Below are 22,828 nucleotides of genomic sequence, written 5' to 3'. Positions count from 1 at the left end.
GGCGTAAAAATGATAGAGAGTAAAACCATACTTGAGTCAGAAAATTTCATCGTTTTAGATAAATATGAGAGATTGCCTCAGTCTTCAAGCTACCAAAGCGAAGCGGATATGGAGGATGAACTTATAGCCGACCTTGTAAAACAAGGCTACGAGTATAAAAAAGATATAAACTCTCAAACGGCACTTTTACTAAATTTAAAAGAGCAGCTAGAGAGGCTAAATAACGTTAAATTTAGCTCGTCTGAGTGGAAAAGGCTAGTCGAAGAGTATATCGACAAACCAAACGATGGCATAGTGGAAAAGACCCGCAAGATACAAGATGATCATATCTATGACTTTGTTTTTGATGATGAGCATATACAAAATATCTGCCTTATCGATAAAAAAGATATCGCTAAAAACAGCCTGCAGGTGATAAATCAGTTTGAGCAAACTGGCTCATCGCACAACAGATATGATGTCACTATACTTGTTAATGGCTTGCCGCTCGTGCAAATAGAGCTTAAAAAGCGAGGCGTGGCGATAAGAGAAGCCTTTAATCAAATTCACCGCTACTCCAAAGAGAGCTTTAACTCATCAAATTCTCTCTTTAAATACTTGCAAATTTTTATCATCTCAAATGGCACAGATACAAGATACTTTGCAAACACAACCAAGCGGGATAAAACCAGCTTTGACTTTACTATAAACTGGGCAAATTCAAAAAACGAAGCCATAAAAGATATAAAGGACTTTACGGCTACATTTTTGGCGAAAAATACACTTCTTAGCATACTGAGCAAATACTGCATCTTTGATACAAATAACACCTTGCTTATAATGCGTCCTTATCAGATAGCAGCGACTGAGCGCATACTTTGGAAGATAAATAGCTCACATAATGCCAAATGCTACGCAAAGCCAGAGGGCGGCGGCTTTATATGGCATACGACAGGCTCTGGCAAGACGCTAACTAGCTTTAAGGCGGCTAGGCTTGCTACGCAGCTTGAATTTATAGATAAAGTCTTTTTTGTAGTTGATAGAAAAGACCTTGACTATCAGACTATGAAGGAGTATCAAAAATTTTCAAAAGATAGCGTAAATGGCTCAGCTAGCTCAGCAGAACTAAAGCGAAACACTCAAAAAGATGACGGAAAGATCATCGTAACAACTATACAAAAGCTAAACAATCTGATGAAAAACGAAGATGATCTAAGTATATACCAAAAAGAGGTTGTTTTTATATTTGACGAGTGCCACAGGTCTCAATTTGGCGAAGCGCAAAAAAATTTAAAGAAGAAATTTAAGAAATTTTATCAGTTTGGCTTTACTGGAACGCCGATATTTCCTCAAAATGCCATCGGAGCAGAGACTACGCAAAGTGTCTTTGGAAGTTCGCTTCATGAATATGTGATAGTTGATGCCATAAGAGATGAGAAGGTGCTTAAATTTAAGGTTGATTATAACAATGTCGTGCCTAAATTTAAGAGCATAGAGACGGAAAAAGACGAGCTAAAGCTAAGTGCAGCTGAGAATAAAAGTGCATTTTTGCACCCTGAGCGTATCAAAGAAATTTCAGAGTATGTGCTAGAGAAATTTCATCAAAAAACTCACCGCTTAAATGCAAGTGGCAAGGGCTTTAACGCTATGTTTGCGGTAAGCTCGATAGAGGCAGCAAAGCTTTATTATGAAGCGTTTAAAAATTTACAAAGCAACAAAGAGCGAGCTTTAAAGATAGCGACGATATTTTCTTTTTCGCAAAATGAAGAGCAAGATATGGTTGGCGAGATAGCTGATGAGGGCTTTGAGCCAGAGGCGATGGACGTTAGCTCAAAAGAGTTTTTAAGCAACGCGATAAACGACTACAACGCCTACTTTAAGACAAATTTTAGCGTTGATGGCGGGTCGTTTCAAGACTACTACCGAGATCTAAGCGAGCGCACAAAGAAGCAAGAGATCGATCTACTCCTAGTTGTGGGTATGTTTTTGACAGGATTTGACGCACCTTGTCTAAACACGCTCTTTGTGGATAAAAATTTGCGCTATCACGGGCTCATACAAGCATACTCTAGGACAAATAGAATTTATGGTGCTACAAAAACTTTTGGCAACATCGTGACATTTAGAGACCTAGAAAAAGCTACAGAAGATGCCATAACTCTTTTTGGTAAAGGCAGCACTAAAAGCGTCATACTCGAAAAGAGCTATAAAGAGTATATGGATGGCTTTACAGATGCGGTATCTGGCGAGGCAAGAAGAGGCTTTGTAGGTGTAGTAAGCGAACTAGAGGCGAAATTTCCTGATCCTACTAAGATAGAGACGCAAAAAGATAAGAAAGAATTTGTAAAGCTTTTTGGAGAGTATCTAAGGGTGGAAAATGCTTTGCAAAACTACGATGAGTTCGTGGCTCTAAGAGCTTTGCAAGATGTAAATTTAGACGATGAAAAAGCAGTTTGTGAGTTTAGGGATAAATTTGGCTTAAGTGATGATCAAATCAAAGAGATGCAAAGCATAAAAGTGCCAAATGCAAGGGCCTTGCAAGACTACCGCGGAACATATAATGATATAAGAGAGTGGCTAAGAAAAGAAAAGGCCGGCGAAGATAAGGAAAAAGAGAGGATAAACTGGGATGACGTGGTCTTTGAGGTTGATCTGCTAAAGTCTCAGGAGATAAATTTAGACTATATTTTGGGTTTGATATTTGAGCATAATAAAAAGATAAAAGATAAAGCAGCACTTACCGATGAGGTGCGCCGCATCATCCGCTCGAGCTTGGAAAACCGCTCAAAAGAGGGGTTGATAGTTGATTTTATAAACCAAAGCGACTTGGATAAATTTAAAGACCGAGCCAGTGTGATAGAAGAGTTTTTTAAATTTGCAAAAGGTGTAATGAAAAAAGAGGCGGACGAGCTTATCGCTTCTTTAAATTTAGATGAGGCTGGAGCAAGAAGGTTTATAAGCTCGTCTTTAAAGAGTGGCTTTGTTAGTCAAAGCGGAACGCAAATAGGCGAGATACTGCCTAAAATCAGCCCTTTAAATAAAAACTATCCGATAATCAGGCAAAAAGTGATCGACGAGATATCGCATTTTGTTGATAAATTTAAAGAGGTTGGCTCATCGGTTTAAGAGGTGCTTTAAAGCAAATTTATATTGCATTTGGCTTATTTATGCTTTGCTTCGTGCTCTAGTAGCCAAATTTTAGTTGGCAGGCCTTCGCCACCTGAGTAGCCACCAAGGCCGCTGTGAGAGAGCACCCTGTGGCAAGGGATGATGATAGGCAGTGGGTTTTTGGCATTTGCAGATCCCGCTGCTCGGTAAGCGTTCTTGTGGCCTGCAGCAAGTGCTAGGGCTGCGTATGTGATCGTTTCGCCGTATGGCACTTTTTGCAAAACGTCATAAATTTTGGCTCTAAATTTGGTCGTTTTTACATCAAGTCTAACGCTAAATTTTTTAAGCTCGCCCTTAAAATAAGCCTCCAGTTCATCTAAACAAAGCTTTAAATTTTCATCTTTTACCGCTACTTTTTCAAATTTATCTACAAAATTTATCTCACAAATTCCATTTTCACTAGCAACGATCTCTAAAATTCCAATGGGTGATTTTAGGTAGGCTTTTGACACATTTGCTCCTTGAAATTTGAAATTTTGGGCAAATTTTACTTTAGATTGTTTTGCTTTTTGATAAAATGCAAGCAAAATCAGCGGTTTTGGACTAAAACTGGCAAAATCACAAAGGAAATTTATGAGCTTTTTTACCGACTACGAAAAACATGTGAGTGAGCGAGAAAAAGAGGGCGTGCCACCGCTTGCGCTAAATGCCAAGCAAACAAGCGAAATTTGCGAGCTAATGAGACTTGCTGGCAACTCTAGTGGCGATGAAAAGGCGCAAAACGAGCTAAAATTTCTTATAAATTTGCTCGCAAACCGTGTAAATCCAGGTGTTGATGACGCGGCAAAGATAAAGGCAGAATTTCTTGGCGAGGTGATAGACGGGCTTAAGATAGACGGGCTTGATGCGGTTCGTGCCATTAAAATTTTAGGCAAGATGCTTGGCGGATATAACGTAGAAATTTTGGTGCGAGCGCTAAAAAATAGCGATGATGTTATCGCACAAACTGCGGCAAATGAGCTAAAAAATATCATTTTGGTGCATGAGCATTTTGACGAGATCGCAAAGCTAGCAAATAGTAATAAATTTGCAAAAGAGGTGCTTGCTTCTTGGGCAAACGCCGAGTGGTTTTCGCACAAAAAGCCACTTAGTGAGTGCATAAAGGCAGTGGTTTTTAAGGTGCCTGGCGAGACAAATACAGATGATCTAAGCCCTGCAAGCGAGGCCTATACAAGGGCTGATATACCGCTTCATGCAAAGGCGATGCTGGTTAAAAAGATGCCTGAGGGTTTGGAGGTTTTAAAAGAGCTAAAAAGCCTCGGCAAGAGCGTGGCGTATGTTGGCGACGTGGTCGGCACTGGCAGTAGTAGAAAGAGCGGTATAAACTCGATCCAGTGGCACTTGGGCGATGAGATAGAGGGCGTGCCAAATAAAAAGACTGGCGGTATCGTGATCGGCACGACCATAGCTCCGATATTTTTTAACACCGCTGAAGATAGCGGCGCACTGCCGATAGTTGCAAACGTAAATGAGCTAGAAATGGGCGATGAGATAGAGATTTATCCATTTAAGGGTGAAATTTATAAGCTCGCAGGCAACGAAAAAAAGCTCGTGGCAAATTTTAAACTTAGCCCAAACACCCTAAGCGACGAGATAAGAGCAGGCGGCAGGATACCTTTGATGATAGGTAGGCAAGTGACCAAAAAGGCTAGAGAGGCCTTGGGACTTGGCGAAGAGCAAAATTTCATAAAGCCAGATCAGCCAAAAGAGCTAGGCGGTGGCTATACGCTCGCTCAAAAGATGGTCGGCAAGGCTTGTGGCAAGGCTGGCGTGAGAGCTGGGGCCTACGTGGAGCCTGAAATTTTGACCGTTGGCTCGCAAGATACCACAGGGCCCATGACTAGAGATGAGATAAAAGAGCTTGCTAGCCTTAGTTTTGGGGCGGATTTTGTCTTGCAAAGCTTTTGCCACACGGCTGCTTATCCAAAGCCAAGCGACCTTGAGATGCAAAAGAGCTTGCCTAAATTTATGACGCTTCGTGGTGGAGTTAGCCTAAAGCCAGGCGATGGCGTCATCCACTCGTGGCTAAACCGCATGGTCTTGCCTGACACGGTGGGCACTGGCGGCGATAGTCACACGAGATTTCCTATTGGCATCAGCTTTCCAGCGGGCAGCGGCCTAGTGGCGTTTGCGGCGGTGCTTGGCATGATGCCGCTAAATATGCCAGAGTCAGTTTTGATCAAATTTAAAGGCGGGTTAAAAGAGGGCGTGACGCTTCGTGATCTTGTTAATGCGATACCTTATTTTGCTATCAAAAAAGGGCTTTTAAGCGTTGAAAAGAAAAACAAAAAGAACATTTTTGCGGGCAAAATTTTAGAGATCGAGGGATTAGAGAGCCTAAAAGTGGAGCAGGCGTTTGAGCTAAGCGATGCTTCGGCTGAGCGCTCGGCGGCTGCTTGTGTGGTAAATTTAAGCGAGGCTAGCGTCGCGGAGTACGTTCGCTCAAACATTGCGCTAATAGAAGCTATGATAAAAGCAGGATATGAGAGCCATGAAACGCTTGCTAGACGAAAAGAGAAGATGCAAAAATGGCTAGAAAACCCAACTCTTTTAAGAGCCGACAAGGATGCATGCTACGCTGAAATTTTAGAGATTGATTTGTCGCAGATAGATGAGCCGATTTTGGCCTGTCCAAACGACCCAGACGACGTGGCGACGCTAAGTGAAATTTTAGCTGATAGCAAAAGAGCGCACAACATCGACGAGGTCTTTGTGGGTAGCTGTATGACAAATATCGGGCATTACAGGGCGCTTGCTAGGATATTAGAGCGTGAGAGCAAGCTTACAACTAGGCTTTGGATCGCTCCGCCAACAAAGATGGATAAAAAGACGCTTGAAGATGAGGGCGTTTATGAGATATTTAGGAGGCTGGAGGCTAGGACAGAGGTGCCAGGCTGTTCGCTTTGTATGGGCAATCAAGCAAGAGTTAATGACAATGCCGTTGTTTTTTCGACCTCGACAAGAAATTTTGACAACAGAATGGGCATGGGCGCAAAGGTCTATCTAGGAAGTGCCGAGTTAGCCGCTGTATGCGCGCTACTAGGGCGTTTGCCAAGTGTTAGTGAGTATAAAAAAATAGTAAGAGATAGCCTTAGTTTAAACAAAGATCAAATTTATAAATACCTAAATTTTAATGAAATAAGCGAGTTTAGTATATAAATTTGTTACAATATCGCGAAATTTTAAGGAGCTTTGATGAAAAAAGTAGCTTTTTTTCTCTTTTTTAGCAGTTTTCTTTTTGTAAATTTACACGCATTAGAGTGCGGTGATCTTGCTAAAAAAGAGAGCTTTAAAACTACTCCAAACGAGCTTGCTTATGCGAATGAGGGGCTATTTTATTGCGATGGCTCGCTTTTAAATTTAAAAGAGGTAAAAGAGCTTTTTGATGCAAGTGTAGCTGTGAGGAGTGAGTCTCAAAGCTGCGTTGGCGAGGGCGTTTATAGAGAAAATTTAAATAAATTTAGATGGGTCTTGCTAAAGGCTTCGTTTGCTCCTGAAATCTACCAAAAAGAGCTTGCAAAGCCAGAGGCTGCTGAGGCTCAAAAAGACGCTCAGATGGAGTACTTTAGATACTGGGCGAATGAGAGCTTGTTTAACTTTTTAAAATATAAAAAATTTAGCGAAGCTTATAAAAACGCTCAAACTCCGCTGGTTAAATTTTATGAGGCTTTAGGCATCGATAGTGCGAGTGCTGCTTACTACGCAACTAGCGTGATAAATGAGTTTTTAAGCTTTAGCGTCGGCAAAAAGGTAAATAAGGCTAAGACTCTAACTTCTGAGCAAAAGACGATGGCTCAAAAGTTAAGTCAAGACGAGCTTGCAAATTTGCTCTACTCAAAAAATTTCACTACCGCTGAGCTTACAAATTTGCTTGATATCGCACTGCTAAATGACAAAAATAGCGAGATGATAGAAGAGATCATAAGGCGCGGGGCGGATCTAAATTTAGGCGATGAGACGCCGCTCTTTTTTGCCCTTAAAAATTTAGAAAATGTAAAAATTTTGCTTAAAAATAGAGCCGATGTAAATCACAAAAATTTCTTTGGCAAAAGTGCGCTTTTTTACGCTGTGCAGTTTGAGGATGCACCTCTTTGCGAGCTTTTGCTAAAAAGCGGGGCAAATGCAAACGAGAGCTACATCGACGAGCAGTCTAAGATGAATATGATAAATTTAGGCATGATGCAAGTAGAGGATACGTGTGGTTTGGAGCACACAAACAGAAGCGTTTTCATGCATGCAGCAGCTCACGCGACGCCAGAAATTTTAAAGCTTTTGATAGATAACGGCGCTGATATGAACGCCACTGATGATGCGGGATTTAACGCGCTTGATTATGCGATTAAAGATAAAAACGAAAAAAATATTAAATTTTTAGAAGAGCTTGGCTTAAAACCAAATTTTAATTAGGAAGAGATATGAAAAAGACAGCTTTTGTGACAGGTGCGACATCTGGCTTTGGCGAGGCGATCGCTAGAAGACTCTCACAAGAGGGCTACAAGATAGTAGCTCTTGCAAGGCGCGAAGATAGGCTAAAAAAGCTTGCTAGCGAGCTTGGCGATACGCACATCATCGTAGCTGACATACGTGATAAAAAGGCTGTTTTTGACGCAGTTGATAGCCTGCCTGATAAATTTAAAGATATCGAAGTGCTTGTAAATAACGCTGGACTTGCCTTGGGACAAGAAAAGACGATAGATGCGAAGGTAGAGGACTTTGAGACGATGATAGATACAAATGTAAAGGGTCTTATCTACTCTACAAAGGCGGTTTTGCCGCTACTTTACAAGCAAGAAAAGGGCTATATCTTTAATCTTGGCTCAACAGCTGGCTCGTGGCCGTATCCTGGCAGTAACGTTTATGGCGCTACAAAGGCCTTTGTAAAGCAGTTTAGTCTAAATTTAAGAAACGATCTAGTTGGCACAAATATCAGGGTGACAAACATCGAGCCAGGTCTTTGCAAGACTGAATTTAGCGAAGTTAGGTTTAAGGGCGATAAGGCAAAGGCTGATAGCATCTACGAGCATACAAATTTCATCACAGCTGAAGATATAGCGACCATTTTGCTTAACTGCCTAAATATGCCTGGGAGTGTAAATATAAACAGGGTCGAAGTCATGGCAAACACGCAGACTTGGGCTGGACTTGCGATAGAAAAATTTTAAGGAGTTTATGTGAGACAAATTTTATTGTTACTATTTTTTAGTGCCGTACTTTTTGGCGTTGATCCAGAAGTCGCCAAAAGAAACGCACAAATTTACGGCGTTTTCACGCTTATACCGCCAGTTGTGGCCATAGCGCTTGCCTTTATCACAAAAGACGTTATATTGTCGCTATTTATCGGTGTTTTTAGCGGAACTTTTCTTATAAATATCGTTAATGAAAATGTCTTTATGGGCATCATCAAAGGCTTTACTGGCATCGTTTCAAGAGTGGTTGAGTCGATGGCTGATAGCACCGATGCTGGCATCTTGCTTCAAGTGCTTTGTATAGGCGGTGTGGTCGCACTTATCACAAAGATGGGCGGCACAAAGGCGGTTGCTCTTTGGCTTAGCAAAAAGGCAAAAACCGGCGTTTCAGCTCAAATTTCAACTTGGCTTATGGGTATCTTTGTGTTTTTCGATGACTACGCAAACGCCCTAATCGTTGGTCCTATCATGAGACCAATAAGCGATAAATTTAAAATAAGCCGCGAAAAGCTAGCCTTCATCATTGACGCTACTGCAGCACCGATTGCTGGTATCGCTATCATCTCTACATGGGTCGGACTTGAGGTTTCGCTCATCGAAAAGGGCTATGAGCTTATCGGCGAGACTGGCATAAACGCTTATTCTATATTTATCGAGACCATTCCATATAGATTTTATAACCTCTTTATCTTGTTTTTCATCGTTTGCACAGCCTTGATGCAACGCGAGTATGGTCCTATGCTAGCAGCTGAAAGACGCGCTAGAAGAGGCGAGCTTCACTCAGGTAAAACTCAAATTCAAGACCTTGAAGATAAAACTCTTGAGCCAAAAGAGGGTGTAAAACTAAGCGCTTCAAATGCGATCGTGCCGCTTCTTGTGCTAGTTATCGGCGCATTTACTAGCTTTTATTTTAGTGGTCTTGCTGCACTTGAGGGCGATACTCTTAAAAATGCACTTGCAAATCCGCTTTCGTTTTCAACATTTAAAGATACTTTTGGCGCAGCTGACTCTGCTACATCGCTATTTCAAGCAGCGCTCCTTGCTAGTATAGTAGCTATCACGATGGGCGTTTGGCGCAAAATTTTTGATGTAAAAGAGGCTATTAGCACATGGGTAAAGGGCTGGAAAACTATGATCATCACAGTCGTCATCTTGCTTCTTGCTTGGAGCCTTAGTGCGGTTATAAAAGAGCTTGGCACTTCAAGATATTTGGTTGATTTGCTAAGTGACTCAACACCTAAATTTATCTTGCCAGTGGCTGTTTTCATCCTTGGCTCATTTATAAGCTTCTCAACTGGTACCAGCTACGGCACTATGGGCATTTTGATGCCTCTTGCTATCCCGCTTGCTTATGCAGTGGGCAAAAACTACGGCTTAGATGGCGATGCGATGCACGCTTATATGATCGTAAATATCTCAAGCGTGCTAACTGGCGCTATCTTTGGTGATCACTGCTCGCCGATATCAGACACTACGATACTTTCATCAATGGGCGCAGGATGTAGCCATATCGATCACGTCTCAACGCAGATGATCTACGCACTTAGCGTTTGTGCGGTTTGTGTGCTTGTTGGCTACTTGCCGGTCGCACTTGGTCTTAGCGTTTGGATCGCACTTCCTTGCGGATTTTTAGCGATCTGGGCTTTGGTTAGATTTGTCGGTAAAAAAGTCGAAGAGAAAGCGGCATAAATTTGGACTGCAAATACCTAAAAGAGTGCGGATCATGCACTCTTTTTACCCCTTATAGTGAGCAAATTTCATTTAAAACTGATCTTATTAAGCAAAATTTCTCCCACTTTTACGAGGGTAAATTTGATGTTTTTAGCTCAAGCCCAAAGCACTACCGCACGAGGGCTGAGTTTGGCATCTGGCATGAGGGCAGCAAGCTTAGCTATACGATGCACGCAAGCGAGAAGGGCAAAAAGGTCTTCATAGATGAGTGCCCAAAGGTTTGCGAGCAAATTTCACATCTCATGACAAGGCTACTTGAGAGCTTGCAAGATGATGAAATTTTACGCACGAAGCTTTTTGGAGTGGAGTTTATCTCTTGTAAAAGCGGCATTTTGGTTACGCTGCTTTATCACAAAAAGCTTGATAGTGAGTTTGAAGCGGCGATGAAAACTCTAGCTAACAAGCTTGCTGTCACCATACTAGCAAGATCTCGCGGGCAAAAGCTGCTAAGCGGTGAGCTAAATTTGATAGATGAGCTAAATGTTGGAGGGCAAATTTATAAATTTAGCCTAAGTGAAAATGCCTTTATCCAGCCAAATAGAGCTGTAAATGAAAAGATGATAGCTTGGGCGAAAGAGTGCGTGCAAAGTGGCGATGACTTGCTGGAACTCTACTGCGGACATGGAAATTTTACCATCCCGCTTTCGTTTAAATTTAAAAACGTCCTTGCCACTGAAATTTCAAAAAGCTCGATCGCAAATGCCCTTAAAAACTGCGAGCTAAATGGGGCTAAAAATATCAAATTTTTGCGTATGGACGCTGATGAGCTGATGAGTGCATTTGCTGGCGTTAGGGAATTTAATAGGCTAAAAGAGATAAATTTAAGCGACTTTAACTTCTCACACGTCCTTGTTGATCCGCCTCGTGCAGGACTTAGTGAAAGCGTCATAAATTTCATCAAAAAATTCAAAAACATCATCTATATCTCGTGCAATCCAGAGACATTAAAAGAAAATCTAAATGAGCTTACTAAAAGCCATAAAGTGATAAAATTTGCGCTCTTTGATCAGTTTGCTAACACTCATCACATCGAGTGCGGCGTGCTACTAGAGGCAAAAGATAAATTTTAAAAGGAAAGTTGAAAAATGGTTTCATTAAACAAAATAATCCAAGCAAAGATAACGATCGGTCACTTTGTAAATAAAACTCCGTTTGCGCTAAGTGCAAAACTTAGCAAAATTTTAGGCGCAAATGTCTATTTGAAAGAAGAAAATTTACAAAGAACGGGCGCATATAAGATAAGAGGTGCGTATAACAAAATAGCTAGCCTAAGTGAGGAGGAGCGAAAACGTGGCGTCGTGGCTGCAAGCGCTGGCAATCACGCTCAAGGCGTGGCGATAAGCGCAAAAGAATTTGGCGTGCATGCTTGTATCGTCATGCCAGAATCAACCCCGCTTCTAAAGGTAGCTGGCACGAAGGATCTTGGCGCTGAAGTGATCTTAAAAGGTGATAACTTTGATGAGGCGTATGAATTTGCAGTAAATTACGCCAAAGAAAAAGATATGACCTTTGTTCATCCGTTTAACGATGAGTACGTCATGGCAGGGCAGGGCACTGTGGGTCTTGAGATGCTTGATGAGATAAGCGACCTTGATATGGTTGTAGTGCCAGTTGGCGGTGGTGGCTTAGCTAGCGGCGTGGCAAGCTGTATAAAACAAGTAAATCCAAAAACTAAAGTCGTTTGCGTCGGCGCAAAGGGCGCTCCAGCTATGTTTAATAGCTACGGCGCTAAAAAGAGCATAAACTCAAAGTCAGTTCGCACAATAGCTGATGGTATCGCTGTGCGTGATGCGAGCGAGATAACGCTTAAAAATATCGTTGAGTGCGTGGATGAGTTTGTGCAGGTCGATGATGAGGAGATCGCAACTGCGATTTTGTTCTTGCTAGAGACGCAAAAGATCGTAGTTGAGGGAGCTGGCGCAGCTGGCGTGGCAGCACTCATGCATGATAAGATCAAATTTAAAAAAGGCGCAAAGATAGGCGTGGTGCTAAGTGGCGGAAATATCGATGTTCAGGTGCTTTCTATCATCATCGAAAAGGGTCTTATCAAGTCTCACCGCAAGATGACCTTGCAAATCACACTTGTAGATAAGCCAGGAGCGCTCATGAGCCTAACTGATAGCCTAAAATCAGCAAATGCAAACATCGTCAAGATCGACTACGACCGCTTCTCTACTAAGCTTGACTACGGCGATGCAAGCATCACTATCACGCTTGAGACAAAGGGTCTTGAGCATCAAGAAAAGATCAAAGATACGCTTAATAAAAACGGCTTTTCTTTCACTCAACTCTTCTAAATTTATAAGCTCGCTACCTTTTAAAGTAGCGAGCATTTCTAACTAAAACAATATCTCAAATTTAGCATTTACGCTGTTTGATCTTACATCTTTAGCAAAAGCTCCAGTGTAAGAAAGGCCTAAATTTACATTTTTATAGACATTTGCTTTTATGCCAAGGCTAGCTGTGCTAAGGTTTTTAACCTCTTTGCCCTCTAACTCTAGATATCCAGCATTTGCGACATTTACGCCGATTGTTGGTTTTGTGTCGCCAACTAGTCTGTTGTATGCTAGATCAGCTTCAAATTTCATCTTGGTGCTACCTAGGCTAAATGGTACGCTAGGGTTTAGACCAAGGCTAAAAATGCCTAAATTTCTAGTTTTTTCATCAACATCCATTTTGAAAATTCCTACATTTTGGCTTGTGCTATCAGTTTTCATGCGTAGATAGCTTGCACCCACATAAGGATTTAGTGAGAAATTTTCTGTATTAAAGCTAGTTAGGGCTAAATTTGCATAAGCATTAAGCGCTTTTTCTTTGCTTTTTATATGATCGTTTGAGTAAAAGCTTGCAATTGTTGCACCATTTTGAGTTTTGCGCTTAGCATCTGTGTATAGTACTCCAAGGTCTAGTTTAGTGCTAGCGATCTCGCTTTTGCCGTAGATGCCGATGCTTTTGCCTTTTGTCTTATAAGCATCATCGCCGTCTTCTTTTACTTTTTCTGTGCTAGCACCAAGAACGCCGCCAAGTACAAATGCGTCATTTACACTGCCGTCAAATCCAAAAAGCTGTGTCATATAGTTTGCTTTTATGTCATTAAATTTCATAGCGTCAAACATGGTATTTGACCAAAATTTCATACCATTTGAGTCGCTTGCTCTTATGCCAAATGGGTCAGATTCGTGGTTGATGACTGCATTTTTAAGCATAATGCTTTCTAGCAAAAATGCATTGTGCTGAGCTAAATTTGCCTCATTTGCAAATGTTTTTAGAGTTTGTTTTGCCTCTTTTGGTGTAGTGTAGATGAAGTGTCTATAAAGATCGCTTGTGATAACTGCTGGCCTGCTTCTAAATGGCGAAGGAAGTAGCGCTGGCCTGCTAGCTGTGCTTTCTATTAGTTGTGCAACTTTCTTTTGGTTGTCACTAGCTGCGATGCTTGTCATTGTATTTTTTGATTTTTTAAGAGTAAGCTCTAGCTTGTTGTCATTGTAGTTTTTATCAAGATCAAAAAATGCATACTCTCTTGAAATGGTATCTTCATAGCCTTTGAAATTTCCAGTTGCAGTAAATGTTTTTGATTTTGTGCTGTCGTTATAGAGCCTTTGCATGATCTCTAAGCTTGGCTCACTTATGTTTATAAATGAGTTTTTTTCAAAGTTTAGATCCAAATTTGAAGCGCCGTTTGAGACGATGTAGCTACCGCCTGATTTTATAGTGGCTTTTACTACGTCATTTGAGCTTTTTTTGGTCACTTCTCCTAAAGATAGTTGCAAGGTAAATTTATTTCTACTAACCTTTGGCACGCTCATTTCTCTTACAATTTCTAGTGCGCCGCCATTTTCTACTATCACGTCGCTTGATTTTAGAGATTGATTAAGAGCTGTGATCTTGCCGCCTTTTATTATGGTCTTGCCAGTGTAAGAGTTGTCTCCTGCTAGGCTTAGTGTGCCTTGACCTCTTTTTATAAGAGTACCTTCGTAGCCCTCACTTGCCCTTAGCTCTCTTGCTCTTTCTCTAGCGTTACCTATCTCAAGTTCAGCTTTTTGCTCTGGTGTTAAATTTGCTATTTTTTCTAGCTCAGCCTTGCGCTCGGTCCAAATTTTAGCCTCTGCATCATCTTCTGTTTTTCTAAATTTGATAGCCACATCGCTTATGTTGTTTGAGTAGATATCATCGCTATTTAAATTTACATCAAACACTCCTAGAAGCTGACCTGGTCCAAACATCGCCTTATATAGATCCACTACGCCCCAGCCCCAGCGCTCATCAGGCACTCCAAGCGCAGCACTAAAGCCTGAAATTTTTCTAGTATCGGCTGGCTCTTTGAAGTCATCATGAACTTGCCTTGCAGTAGTTAGTAGCACCTCTCTTATCTGAGCGTTATTCATATATGGGTATCTTTGCATGATAACACCAAGTGCGCCAGTGACGTGTGGAGCTGCCATTGATGTGCCGCCTTTTGTGCCGTAGTCTGCCTTGCCAGTTGTTAGATCAACGACGGTTGAGTATATAGGTTTTGCAGGTGCTGCCACGCTCCACCATTTTGAGTGGCCAGGTGTATTGTAACGCTGCGTGTCGCCCTCTAGCTGACCAGTGATGTTTAGCCAGTACTTCTCAGCATCAGGTCTAAAGTATGGAAGCATCGCTCTTGTATATGACTCTTTCATCCCGTCTCTGTTGCCAGCAGTAAAAATTTGGATGACGCCATATCTTGTAGCGACCTCATAGGCTGCATCTAAGAAATTTTTGCCATTTACTACAAATGGATAGTAGCTTTTATATGCAGCATCAAGATCTTTGATATCTAGGTTATTGTTGCCATCATACCCAGTAGCACCTTCGTAGGCTTTGTAAAATTTACGGTTTGAACCCCAGCTGTTATTTATCGCTCTAGCTCCACTCTTTGCTAGCCCTTCGTAAGAATTTAAAAAGAAGTTGTAGTCTTGATTTGGACCATATGTCATGCCGTCAGTGCCGCCGGTATTGCCCATTATAAGTTTTGCATCAAATGCTACGCCGTGCATGCCCACGCCATCTCTTGACGCAGCTATCGTGCCAGCTACGTGAGTGCCGTGAGAGTCGTTTACTCCAGCTATCCAGTCACCATCTATGCTAAATTCTTCACCTTTTTTAAAGTCACCAAAGTCTTTTTTATTTTTTTTATCGCTGCCTTTTCCGACTAATGGTGAGTTGCCATACTCGGTGTCAGGGTATCTTTGACCATCTTTATAGTAGCTACCAGAAACCTTTAGCGCACTTACTCTGCCATCACTAAATTCTGGATGGCTAAGTAGCACACCAGAGTCCATAACTCCAAGCGTTACGCCTTTGCCAGTTGCTCCAAGAGCATATGCAACGGCTGCGTTCATGCTCACTAAACCCCAGTCGGCTTTGTACTCATTGCTCTGCCAGCTTTTTATATCGCCAAATTTACCTCTGTGTTGCTCGCTAGCACTTAGCTGATTAGCAAGCAAAAGAGTGCAGCAAGCAACACTTAAAAGGATGCACTTTTTGCTTGAAACGGATCTTTTCATATCTCGTCCTTTACATAAAATTTAAACCAATTCTAAAATTCTTAAAATAAATTATTAATTAAAATAATAATAATTTAATGAAAAATAGTAGGCTAAATTTACGAAAATATACGTTATTTACGCTAGTTTTACAATTAAAGAGATATTTTATAAAAAGTTTAATCTAAAATTAGTTATTTAAATATAATTTTTTTTATCTCTATTTTTAAAACTATTATTTATATATTTTTTTAAAGGATTATTATTTTTCATTAAATTTACAGGACTAAAATTTCGCAAATTTATTCAAGGATGAGATATGAAAAAGAGTTTATTAAGCCTTGCGTTGTTTTGCACTTTGGCTTTTTGTGCCGATGATGAGGTGGTTAGTAAGCAAAACGATCAAGTATGGATAGGATCTATGGGCGGATGCAAGCTTTATGTATTTTCACTAAAGACGACTGACGCGCCAGTAGATAAGCTAATAGCCAAAGATGAGGCGCAAAAAGAGCTTGTGGCAAATACTAAAAATTTACCAAACAAACACAACGTAATGTTTGCAAAGTGCGATGACTACACGGCGCTCATAGATAGCGGCTATGAAGATAGCTTGGAAAATTTAAAGTATGATCTGCAAACTTTTGGAAATATAAAGCCAGAGGATCTAACCTACGTCATCATCACGCACGCTCATCCTGATCACATAGGTGGGCTCATAGATGGGGGCAAAAAGACATTTAAAAACGCCAAGCTTTTTATAGATGAAAAGGAGTGGGACTACTGGATGAAGGGCAAATATGAGAGGACAAAAGAAATTTTATCGCTTTATAAGGACGATAAGAGCTTTTTTGACCATAAAAAGCCGCTATTTGATGGGGCGCTAAAGATCATGGCTATCCCAGCTTACGGTCACACTCCAGGGCACAACATGATAAGCTTTGAGTCAGATAACGACAAGATCATCTTTATAGCTGATCTTCTTCACGTCCTAGCAGTGCAAGAGGTCGAGCCAAGCATATCTATCACTTATGATATAGATCCAGCCCAAGCTGCCAAAACGAGAGAAAAGGTGCTTGATGGTTTAGAGGACGAGACTACAAAGATAGTGGGAGCTCACATGCCTTATAAGAGCCCCATCACCTTGCCTGAGTGATAAATTTCTTTTGCTTTACAAATTTAGGATAAAATGCGGGCTTTAAAGGAGAAAATATGAGCGAATACGCAAATTTGATATTAGCTATCTTGCTAGCTATTTTGGCATTTGCATTTTATAGGTCAAACAAGGCGCTAAAAAAGGCAAAAGACGATAGCGAAAATGTCTCAGTCAGCACTGAAATTTCGCAGCTTAAAAGCATCGGCGAACTATCCGTTTTTCAGGTATATAGCAAAGAGATCGTCACAAAGACAGATCATGCGTTTGGAAATTTTGGCAAAGAGTATCTAAGGTGGCTAGTAAGTGAGAAGAAACTTTCAATGATATTTGAATTTGAGATAAATTTCATCTACGATCTAACTAGCCCAAAACTTGAGATCATGCAGATCGCAAACTCTAGTTACAAGATAAAAATGCCTCCATGCAAGTATAAATTTTCAATCGCAGATATGAAATTTTACGATGAAAAAAATGGCAAATTTATACCATTTTTGCTGCCTGACTCGCTAAATGGCTTTTTTGGTAGCACTTTTACAGAAGAAGATAAAAATAGGCTAATCGAAGAGGCAAGAAACGAAGTAAAAAAGATGAGCGTTCGCCTTATCTCGCAGCTTCAAAGTAAAATCCACAAATCAGCTCGTGACACGCTTGAAGCGATAGCTAAGAGCTTTGGCGCAAACAAGGTCGAGTTTGTCTTTGACGATAGCGACGAGCAGATCAACGAGCAATTAAATTTAGAAAATATCGCATAAAAATTAAATTTAAAGGAGAAAAAATGAGTGTAAATTCACAAGAGGTCACACAAGCACCTGGCAACAACACAGTCTTTCAAACATGGGTCTTAAAAGGCGACAAAAAGGCATGCAAAGAGGGCTTTGCTAAGCTTTGTGCTTTGGTTGTGAATTTAAATAAAACTGCCAAAGTTAGATTTGGCGCAAATGAAAATGTAAATTGCGTCCTTGGCGTGGGTCATGATGCTTGGAAAAAGCTTGAAATTTCAAAAGAATTGCCAAAAGAGCTTGTAAATTTTAAAGCTATAAAAGGCGATAAACACGAGGCTGTTAGCACAAAGGGTGACATCCACATCCACATCCGCGCGCTAAATGCGGCTGACTGCTTTGACATGGCGCAAAATATCAAAGAAGTTTTGTTTAAATTTGCAGAGCTTACAGATGAGACTCAAGGCTTTAAGTACCACGACGGCAGGGCGATCATCGGCTTTGTAGATGGCACTGAAAACCCTGATGGCGAAGATAGAGACCACTTTGCAAAAGTCGGCAAAGAGGACGCTAAATTTAAAGGCGGTAGCTACGTTTTTGTTCAAAAATACTTCCACAAAATGAAAGAGTGGAACGCCACAAGCGTAAGCGAGCAAGAAAAGGTTATAGGCCGCTCAAAAGAGTATGACATCGAGATGGACGAGAGCGTAAAACCTACAAATTCACACTCAGCTGCTGCAAATGTCGGCGACGATAAAAAGGTCGTGCGTGGCAATATGCCATTTACTGAAGGCAGCAAAACAGGCACTTACTTCATCGCTTATGCTAGCACATTTTCAACTGTTGAGCTTATGCTTAAAAAGATGTTTATCGGCGAGCCAAAAGGTAACTCAGATAGGCTGCTTGACTTTAGTACGCCAGTGACTGGGGCTTTATATTTTGCTCCTACGCTTGATATGCTTGGCGATTACGAGGGATAAATTTAGCTTGGGGCGAAGCAAATTTGCCCCTTTAAATTTATAAGGATAAAGATGCCAGAGTGGTTTATCTACGCAGCTCTTTCGGCTATTTTTGCTGCACTCACTGCGATCTTTGCAAAGCTAGGCGTAAAGGATATCGATAGCGATTTTGCGACATTTATAAGAACGATCGTTGTCATTTTGATGCTTGTTTTGCTTTTAAGTGTGGCTAAAAAATGGCAGCCATTAAGCTCGCTAAGTCCCAAAAACTGGCTTTTTCTCATACTAAGTGGTATGGCGACTGGTCTTTCGTGGCTTATGTATTTTAAAGCTATGCAAGCAGGTAAAGTCTATCAGGTAGCGCTGGTTGATAAATTTAGCGTTGTGCTGGCTATCATTTTGGCTGTCATATTTCTTGGTGAGAGGCTAAATTTAAAAGAAATTTTAGCCGTTTGCCTTATCGTATCTGGCGTGTTTTTACTCATTTTTAAATAAAATTTTCTGCATTATTCTTAAAGTATATTTTTAATTTTAATTTTTAATTAATCAAAAAGCCCCTAGAATTTGACAATTTCATTTTGAAGGGAGAAATATGAAAAAAATTATTCTATCAGCCATCGTAGCTTGTGCTGCATTTGGTGCAGGCATGAACTACACAGATGTCGTAAAGGACGTATATGCTGACGCAAACTCAGCTAAGAGCATAGGCAGGCTGCTACCAACCAATGCAGTTGAAATTTTACAAACAAGCGGCGACAGAGCGCAGATCAAAGTAAAAGGCTATCAAAACCCAGCCGTTAGCAACGTAGTTTATTTTGCTGATGGCGCGAGGATCATCTCAGTAGCATTTGCAAAAACTGCACCTTTTGATATCAAAGTGATAAAAGAGGGCAAAAACGGGAAATGGAACGAGGTAGAAACGACAGTTTTTGTTCAAAAAGATGGCTTTAGCACCGATGTAAATGCGATGTTTGCAAAAGCTGACAAGATGTATAAAGAGAGCTGTGGCGTTTGCCATGCGTTGCCTCAAACTACGCATTTTAATGCAAATCAATGGCCGTCACTTCTAAAATCAATGATCGGCAGAACCGCAATAGAGAAAAAAGACGAGTGGCTAGTTATAGAATATCTACAAAAACACTCATCTGACGTAAATTTAGGCAAATAAGTAAAACCTAACAGGGCTAAATTTGACCAAATTTAGCAAGGCAAAGGGTTTAAATTTAATGGTTTTACTTAGAGAAAACCAAATTTAGTCCGCGTAGTCGGACAAGTAACTTTAGGTGGGTGAACGACCGCCTTTAGAGGATACCAACTGCTTGGTATCTGTGCGGGAGAGAGTGAGCGAAGCATATCGCTAGCGATGCGAGCGATGGGTGGCTGCTTAGAGGGAAAACCAAAATTTGGATCGCACTCTTGCGATCTTAGTCTTTAGTGCGGGATCAAACCGATGGGGGGGGGGTTGTCGTAGCTTGGGCTTGCTCAAGTGAGAAGTAAAACCAAAATTTAGGATCAAAAACTAGGTCTTAAATTTAATGTGTTTTACTCAGGGAGAAAACCAAAATTTAGTCCGCGTGGTCGGACAAGTAACTTTAGGTGGGTGCAGGGAGTGCTTGCACTTCCGCTCGCAGCCTTGGCTTTGCCTAGGCAAGAAGTAAAAAAGGTATTTATTAATGCAAAGACGAAAATTTTTAAAAGGTAGTTTGGCTTTAGCTGCTACATCATTTCTAGGCGGGTGCGCTTTTAGTGGAAATGGCAGTGTAAAACCAAGCTTAGTACAAAATGGCAGCATTAGAACCTCGGCGTATTGGGGTATGATGGATGTTAGCGTAAAAGACGGCGTTGTGACTGGCTCAAAGCCACTTAGCGTTTTAAGCAGCATACCAAACCCATTAAGAGGCTACACTGCAGATATGATCTACAAGTGCCGCATCAAGCATCCTATGGTGAGAAAGAGCTATCTTGAAAACCCAGATAGCCCAAAGCCAGAGCTTCGCGGTCAAGATGAGTGGGTACAGGTAAAGTATGAAGACGCGATCAAGCTAGTTGCAAGAGAGCTAAAAAAGACAAGAGCTCAAAGAGGCCTTGCTAGCGTTTATGCGAAGTCTCCAGCGTGGAAATCAAGCGGAAATTTCAACAGCTCAACTACGCTTTTGGCTAGATTTATGAACCTAACTGGTGGCTTTGTCGGCGGTCTTGGCGACTACTCGACAGGTGCAGGGCAGGTTATCATGCCTCACGTTATGGGCGGCATAGAGGTCTATGAGCAGCAAACTACATGGCCGGTGGTACTTGAAAACTCAAAGGTAGTGGTGATCTGGGGAAGTGACCCAGTAGCTACGCTAAGAGTTGGCTGGACGGCGACTGATGAGCTAGGATATAAATACCTAGAAGATCTAAAAAATAGCGATAAAGAGATCATCATCATCGACCCTATCAAGAGCCTAACGGGTAACTACTTTGACGGCAAGGCAAAATGGATCGCTCCAGTGCCAAATACAGACACAGCCATGATGCTTGGCATGGCGTATCATCTATATAAGAGCAAAAACTACGACAAAGAGTTTTTAGAGAGCTACACAGTTGGCTTTGATAAATTCTTGCCGTATCTGCTTGGTAAAAAAGATGGCAAGCCAAAAACACCAAAGTGGGCGAGTAAAATTTGTGGCGTTAGCGAAAAGGTGATAAAAGAGCTTGCTGTTAAAATGTACAAAAATCGCACGATGATAATGGGCGGCTGGGCTATGCAGCGCGCTCACCATGGCGAGCAGCCTTACTGGATGCTAGTCACTTTAGCTGCTATGCTAGGTCAGATCGGCCTACCAGGCGGAGGCTTTGGTTTTAGCTATCACTACAGCGGTGGCGGCGTGCCAACTAGCACAGCAACGGTCGTTGGCGGTATCAACCCAGCAGATATCGGCGTCATCAAAGATGGTAAATTTAAAGGATATGCAAAAGACGTGGCTGATGAGAGGCTAAAAGCGGAGATAGAAGAGATGCAAGCAGCCTCTTTCCCAGTAGCTCGCATCGCTGACGTGCTTTTAAACCCTGGCAAGACGATAGATCATAACGGCAAAAAGATCACCTATCCAGACATCGACTTTATCTACTGGGCAGGGGGCAATCCATTTGGTCATCAGCAAAATTTAAATAAGCTAAAACGTGCATGGCAAAAGCCAAGAACGGTTGTCGTAAATGAAATTTACTGGACGCCAACAGCGAAGATGGCTGATATTGTATTTCCAGTGACGACGCTTTATGAAAGAGATGATATCACTATGGTTGGCGACTACTCTAACCAATACATCATGCCGATGAAGCAAGTCGTAGCCAAACAAAATGAGGCAAAAGACGACTATCAAATTTTCTCTGATCTAAGCAAGGCTTATGCTGACGGCGTAGCTGAAATTTACACTGACGGGGCGAAAGAGCCGCTTGATTTCATCAAGTCATACTACGATAGCGCCGCTAAAGTCATCAATGAGAACAAAGCTCTTGGCGTAAAAATGCCTAAATTTAGTGAGTGGTGGGAGAAAAACGAGCCTACTAAATTTGACTCAACCGCAGAAAATGAGGCTTGGGTAAGACACGCTGAGTTTAGAGAAGACCCTATCCTAAACGCTCTTGGCACGCCAAGTGGTCTTATAGAAATTTACTCAGAGACGATAGCAAATATGAACTACGATGACTGCAAGGGTCATGCTATGTGGTTGGAGCCTGCTGAGTGGCTGGGTGCGAAGAAAAAATCAGCCAGCATTCACCTGCTAAACCCACACCCAAACGTGCGCTTGCACTCTCAGCTAGGTATAACGTCGCTTAGAGATACGTACGCGGTGGCTGATCGTGAGCCGATATTAATAAACACTAAAAATGCTAAGAAACTTGGCATCAAAACAGGCGACATCGTGCGTGTTTATAACAAGAGAGGTGAAATTTTAGCAGGCGCTGTGGTGAGCGATAATGTGAGCTACAACGTGGCAAGACTTTGCGAGGGCGCATGGTACGACCCAGATGAGAAGGGTGTTTGCAAAAATGGCTGCATAAATGTTTTAACAAACGACATCCCAGCTAGCAAGCTCTCAAATGCAAATATCTCGCATACGACGCTTGTTAATATCAAAAAATTTAAAGGTGAGGCACCAGAGCTTAGCGCCTTTAAAGAGCCAAAATTTTCAGTCTGATCGGACTGTAAATTTGTAAGAGTGAGCGGAATTTAATAGCGCTTGCTTCTGGCTCAACGGAGAAAACCAAAATTTAGATCGCAGACTTGCGATCTTAGTCTTTAGAGTTGGTTCTTAGGCTTGGCTTTGCCAAGCCGCTAAAGAACATTAAAATGGATCGCTGGATTGCGATCTTAGTCTTTAGTGCGGGATCAAACCGATGGGGTTTGTCGGAGCCTTGGCTTTGCCTAGGCGAGAAGTTA

General features: G+C 41.5%; 15 protein-coding genes. 13 read left to right on the top strand and 2 right to left on the bottom strand.

What is annotated here, in order from left to right:
- Positions 1–9: 9 nt before the first annotated feature.
- Positions 10–3,105 carry a type I restriction endonuclease subunit R gene (locus CVT07_RS05300; protein WP_107937711.1) on the top strand — a complete coding sequence of 1,032 codons (3,096 nt, stop codon included), beginning with the start codon at positions 10–12 and terminating at the stop codon, positions 3,103–3,105.
- A gap of 35 nt (positions 3,106–3,140) precedes the next feature.
- Here the strand turns inward: CVT07_RS05300 and CVT07_RS05295 are convergent, their stop codons facing one another.
- Positions 3,141–3,599: a methylated-DNA--[protein]-cysteine S-methyltransferase gene (locus CVT07_RS05295; RefSeq protein WP_107937709.1), complete on the bottom strand. Its 459-nt coding sequence runs from the start codon at positions 3,597–3,599 to the stop codon at positions 3,141–3,143.
- A gap of 121 nt (positions 3,600–3,720) precedes the next feature.
- Between CVT07_RS05295 and CVT07_RS05290 the strand changes: the two genes are divergently transcribed.
- The 6 genes from CVT07_RS05290 to ilvA are packed head-to-tail and all read left to right on the top strand — an operon-like array spanning position 3,721 to position 12,361.
- Positions 3,721–6,306 (top strand): bifunctional aconitate hydratase 2/2-methylisocitrate dehydratase, encoded by a 2,586-nt coding sequence (locus tag CVT07_RS05290; RefSeq protein ID WP_107937707.1) that lies wholly within the window; start codon positions 3,721–3,723, stop codon positions 6,304–6,306.
- Positions 6,307–6,342: 36 nt separating this feature from the next.
- The gene (locus CVT07_RS05285) at positions 6,343–7,554 is read left to right on the top strand and encodes an ankyrin repeat domain-containing protein (protein WP_107937705.1); all 1,212 of its coding nucleotides are present in this window, start codon (positions 6,343–6,345) and stop codon (positions 7,552–7,554) included.
- A gap of 8 nt (positions 7,555–7,562) precedes the next feature.
- Entirely contained in the window at positions 7,563–8,309 is a 747-nt protein-coding gene (locus tag CVT07_RS05280; protein ID WP_103570251.1) for an SDR family NAD(P)-dependent oxidoreductase, read from the top strand.
- Between the two features lie 9 nt (positions 8,310–8,318).
- Entirely contained in the window at positions 8,319–10,022 is a 1,704-nt protein-coding gene (locus tag CVT07_RS05275) for a Na+/H+ antiporter NhaC family protein (protein ID WP_002942805.1), read from the top strand.
- A gap of 2 nt (positions 10,023–10,024) precedes the next feature.
- Complete coding sequence (trmA, locus tag CVT07_RS05270) at positions 10,025–11,134, top strand: tRNA (uridine(54)-C5)-methyltransferase TrmA (RefSeq protein WP_107937703.1); 1,110 nt, start codon at positions 10,025–10,027, stop codon at positions 11,132–11,134.
- A 15-nt stretch (positions 11,135–11,149) separates the two neighbouring features.
- Positions 11,150–12,361, top strand: a complete 1,212-nt coding sequence (ilvA, locus tag CVT07_RS05265; protein ID WP_009293964.1) for a threonine ammonia-lyase — start codon at positions 11,150–11,152, stop codon at positions 12,359–12,361.
- A 42-nt stretch (positions 12,362–12,403) separates the two neighbouring features.
- On the opposite strand, the gene CVT07_RS05260 is transcribed toward ilvA, so the two are convergent.
- Positions 12,404–15,595 (bottom strand): S8 family peptidase, encoded by a 3,192-nt coding sequence (locus tag CVT07_RS05260; protein WP_107937701.1) that lies wholly within the window; start codon positions 15,593–15,595, stop codon positions 12,404–12,406.
- A gap of 298 nt (positions 15,596–15,893) precedes the next feature.
- On the opposite strand from CVT07_RS05260, the gene CVT07_RS05255 reads away from it, so the two are divergent.
- The 6 genes from CVT07_RS05255 (at position 15,894) to CVT07_RS05230 (ending at position 22,586) form a co-directional block, all read left to right on the top strand.
- Complete coding sequence (locus CVT07_RS05255) at positions 15,894–16,727, top strand: MBL fold metallo-hydrolase (RefSeq protein WP_107937699.1); 834 nt, start codon at positions 15,894–15,896, stop codon at positions 16,725–16,727.
- A gap of 56 nt (positions 16,728–16,783) precedes the next feature.
- Positions 16,784–17,479: a DUF4230 domain-containing protein gene (locus CVT07_RS05250; protein ID WP_002942821.1), complete on the top strand. Its 696-nt coding sequence runs from the start codon at positions 16,784–16,786 to the stop codon at positions 17,477–17,479.
- A gap of 23 nt (positions 17,480–17,502) precedes the next feature.
- Positions 17,503–18,426: a Dyp-type peroxidase gene (locus CVT07_RS05245; protein ID WP_103594187.1), complete on the top strand. Its 924-nt coding sequence runs from the start codon at positions 17,503–17,505 to the stop codon at positions 18,424–18,426.
- Positions 18,427–18,477: 51 nt separating this feature from the next.
- On the top strand, positions 18,478–18,900 hold the full coding sequence (locus CVT07_RS05240; RefSeq protein ID WP_021086954.1) for an EamA family transporter: 423 nt from the start codon (positions 18,478–18,480) through the stop codon (positions 18,898–18,900).
- 97 nt (positions 18,901–18,997) lie between these two features.
- On the top strand, positions 18,998–19,573 hold the full coding sequence (locus tag CVT07_RS05235; RefSeq protein ID WP_002942837.1) for a cytochrome c: 576 nt from the start codon (positions 18,998–19,000) through the stop codon (positions 19,571–19,573).
- A 505-nt stretch (positions 19,574–20,078) separates the two neighbouring features.
- Positions 20,079–22,586, top strand: coding sequence for a molybdopterin-dependent oxidoreductase (locus CVT07_RS05230; protein ID WP_107937697.1), 2,508 nt, complete (start codon positions 20,079–20,081; stop codon positions 22,584–22,586).
- The last annotated feature ends 242 nt before the right edge of the window (positions 22,587–22,828 follow it).

Source organism: Campylobacter concisus, assembly GCF_003048875.2.
Taxonomy (GTDB): domain Bacteria; phylum Campylobacterota; class Campylobacteria; order Campylobacterales; family Campylobacteraceae; genus Campylobacter_A; species Campylobacter_A concisus_AU.
This window is presented reverse-complemented; position numbering and strand designations above follow the sequence as displayed.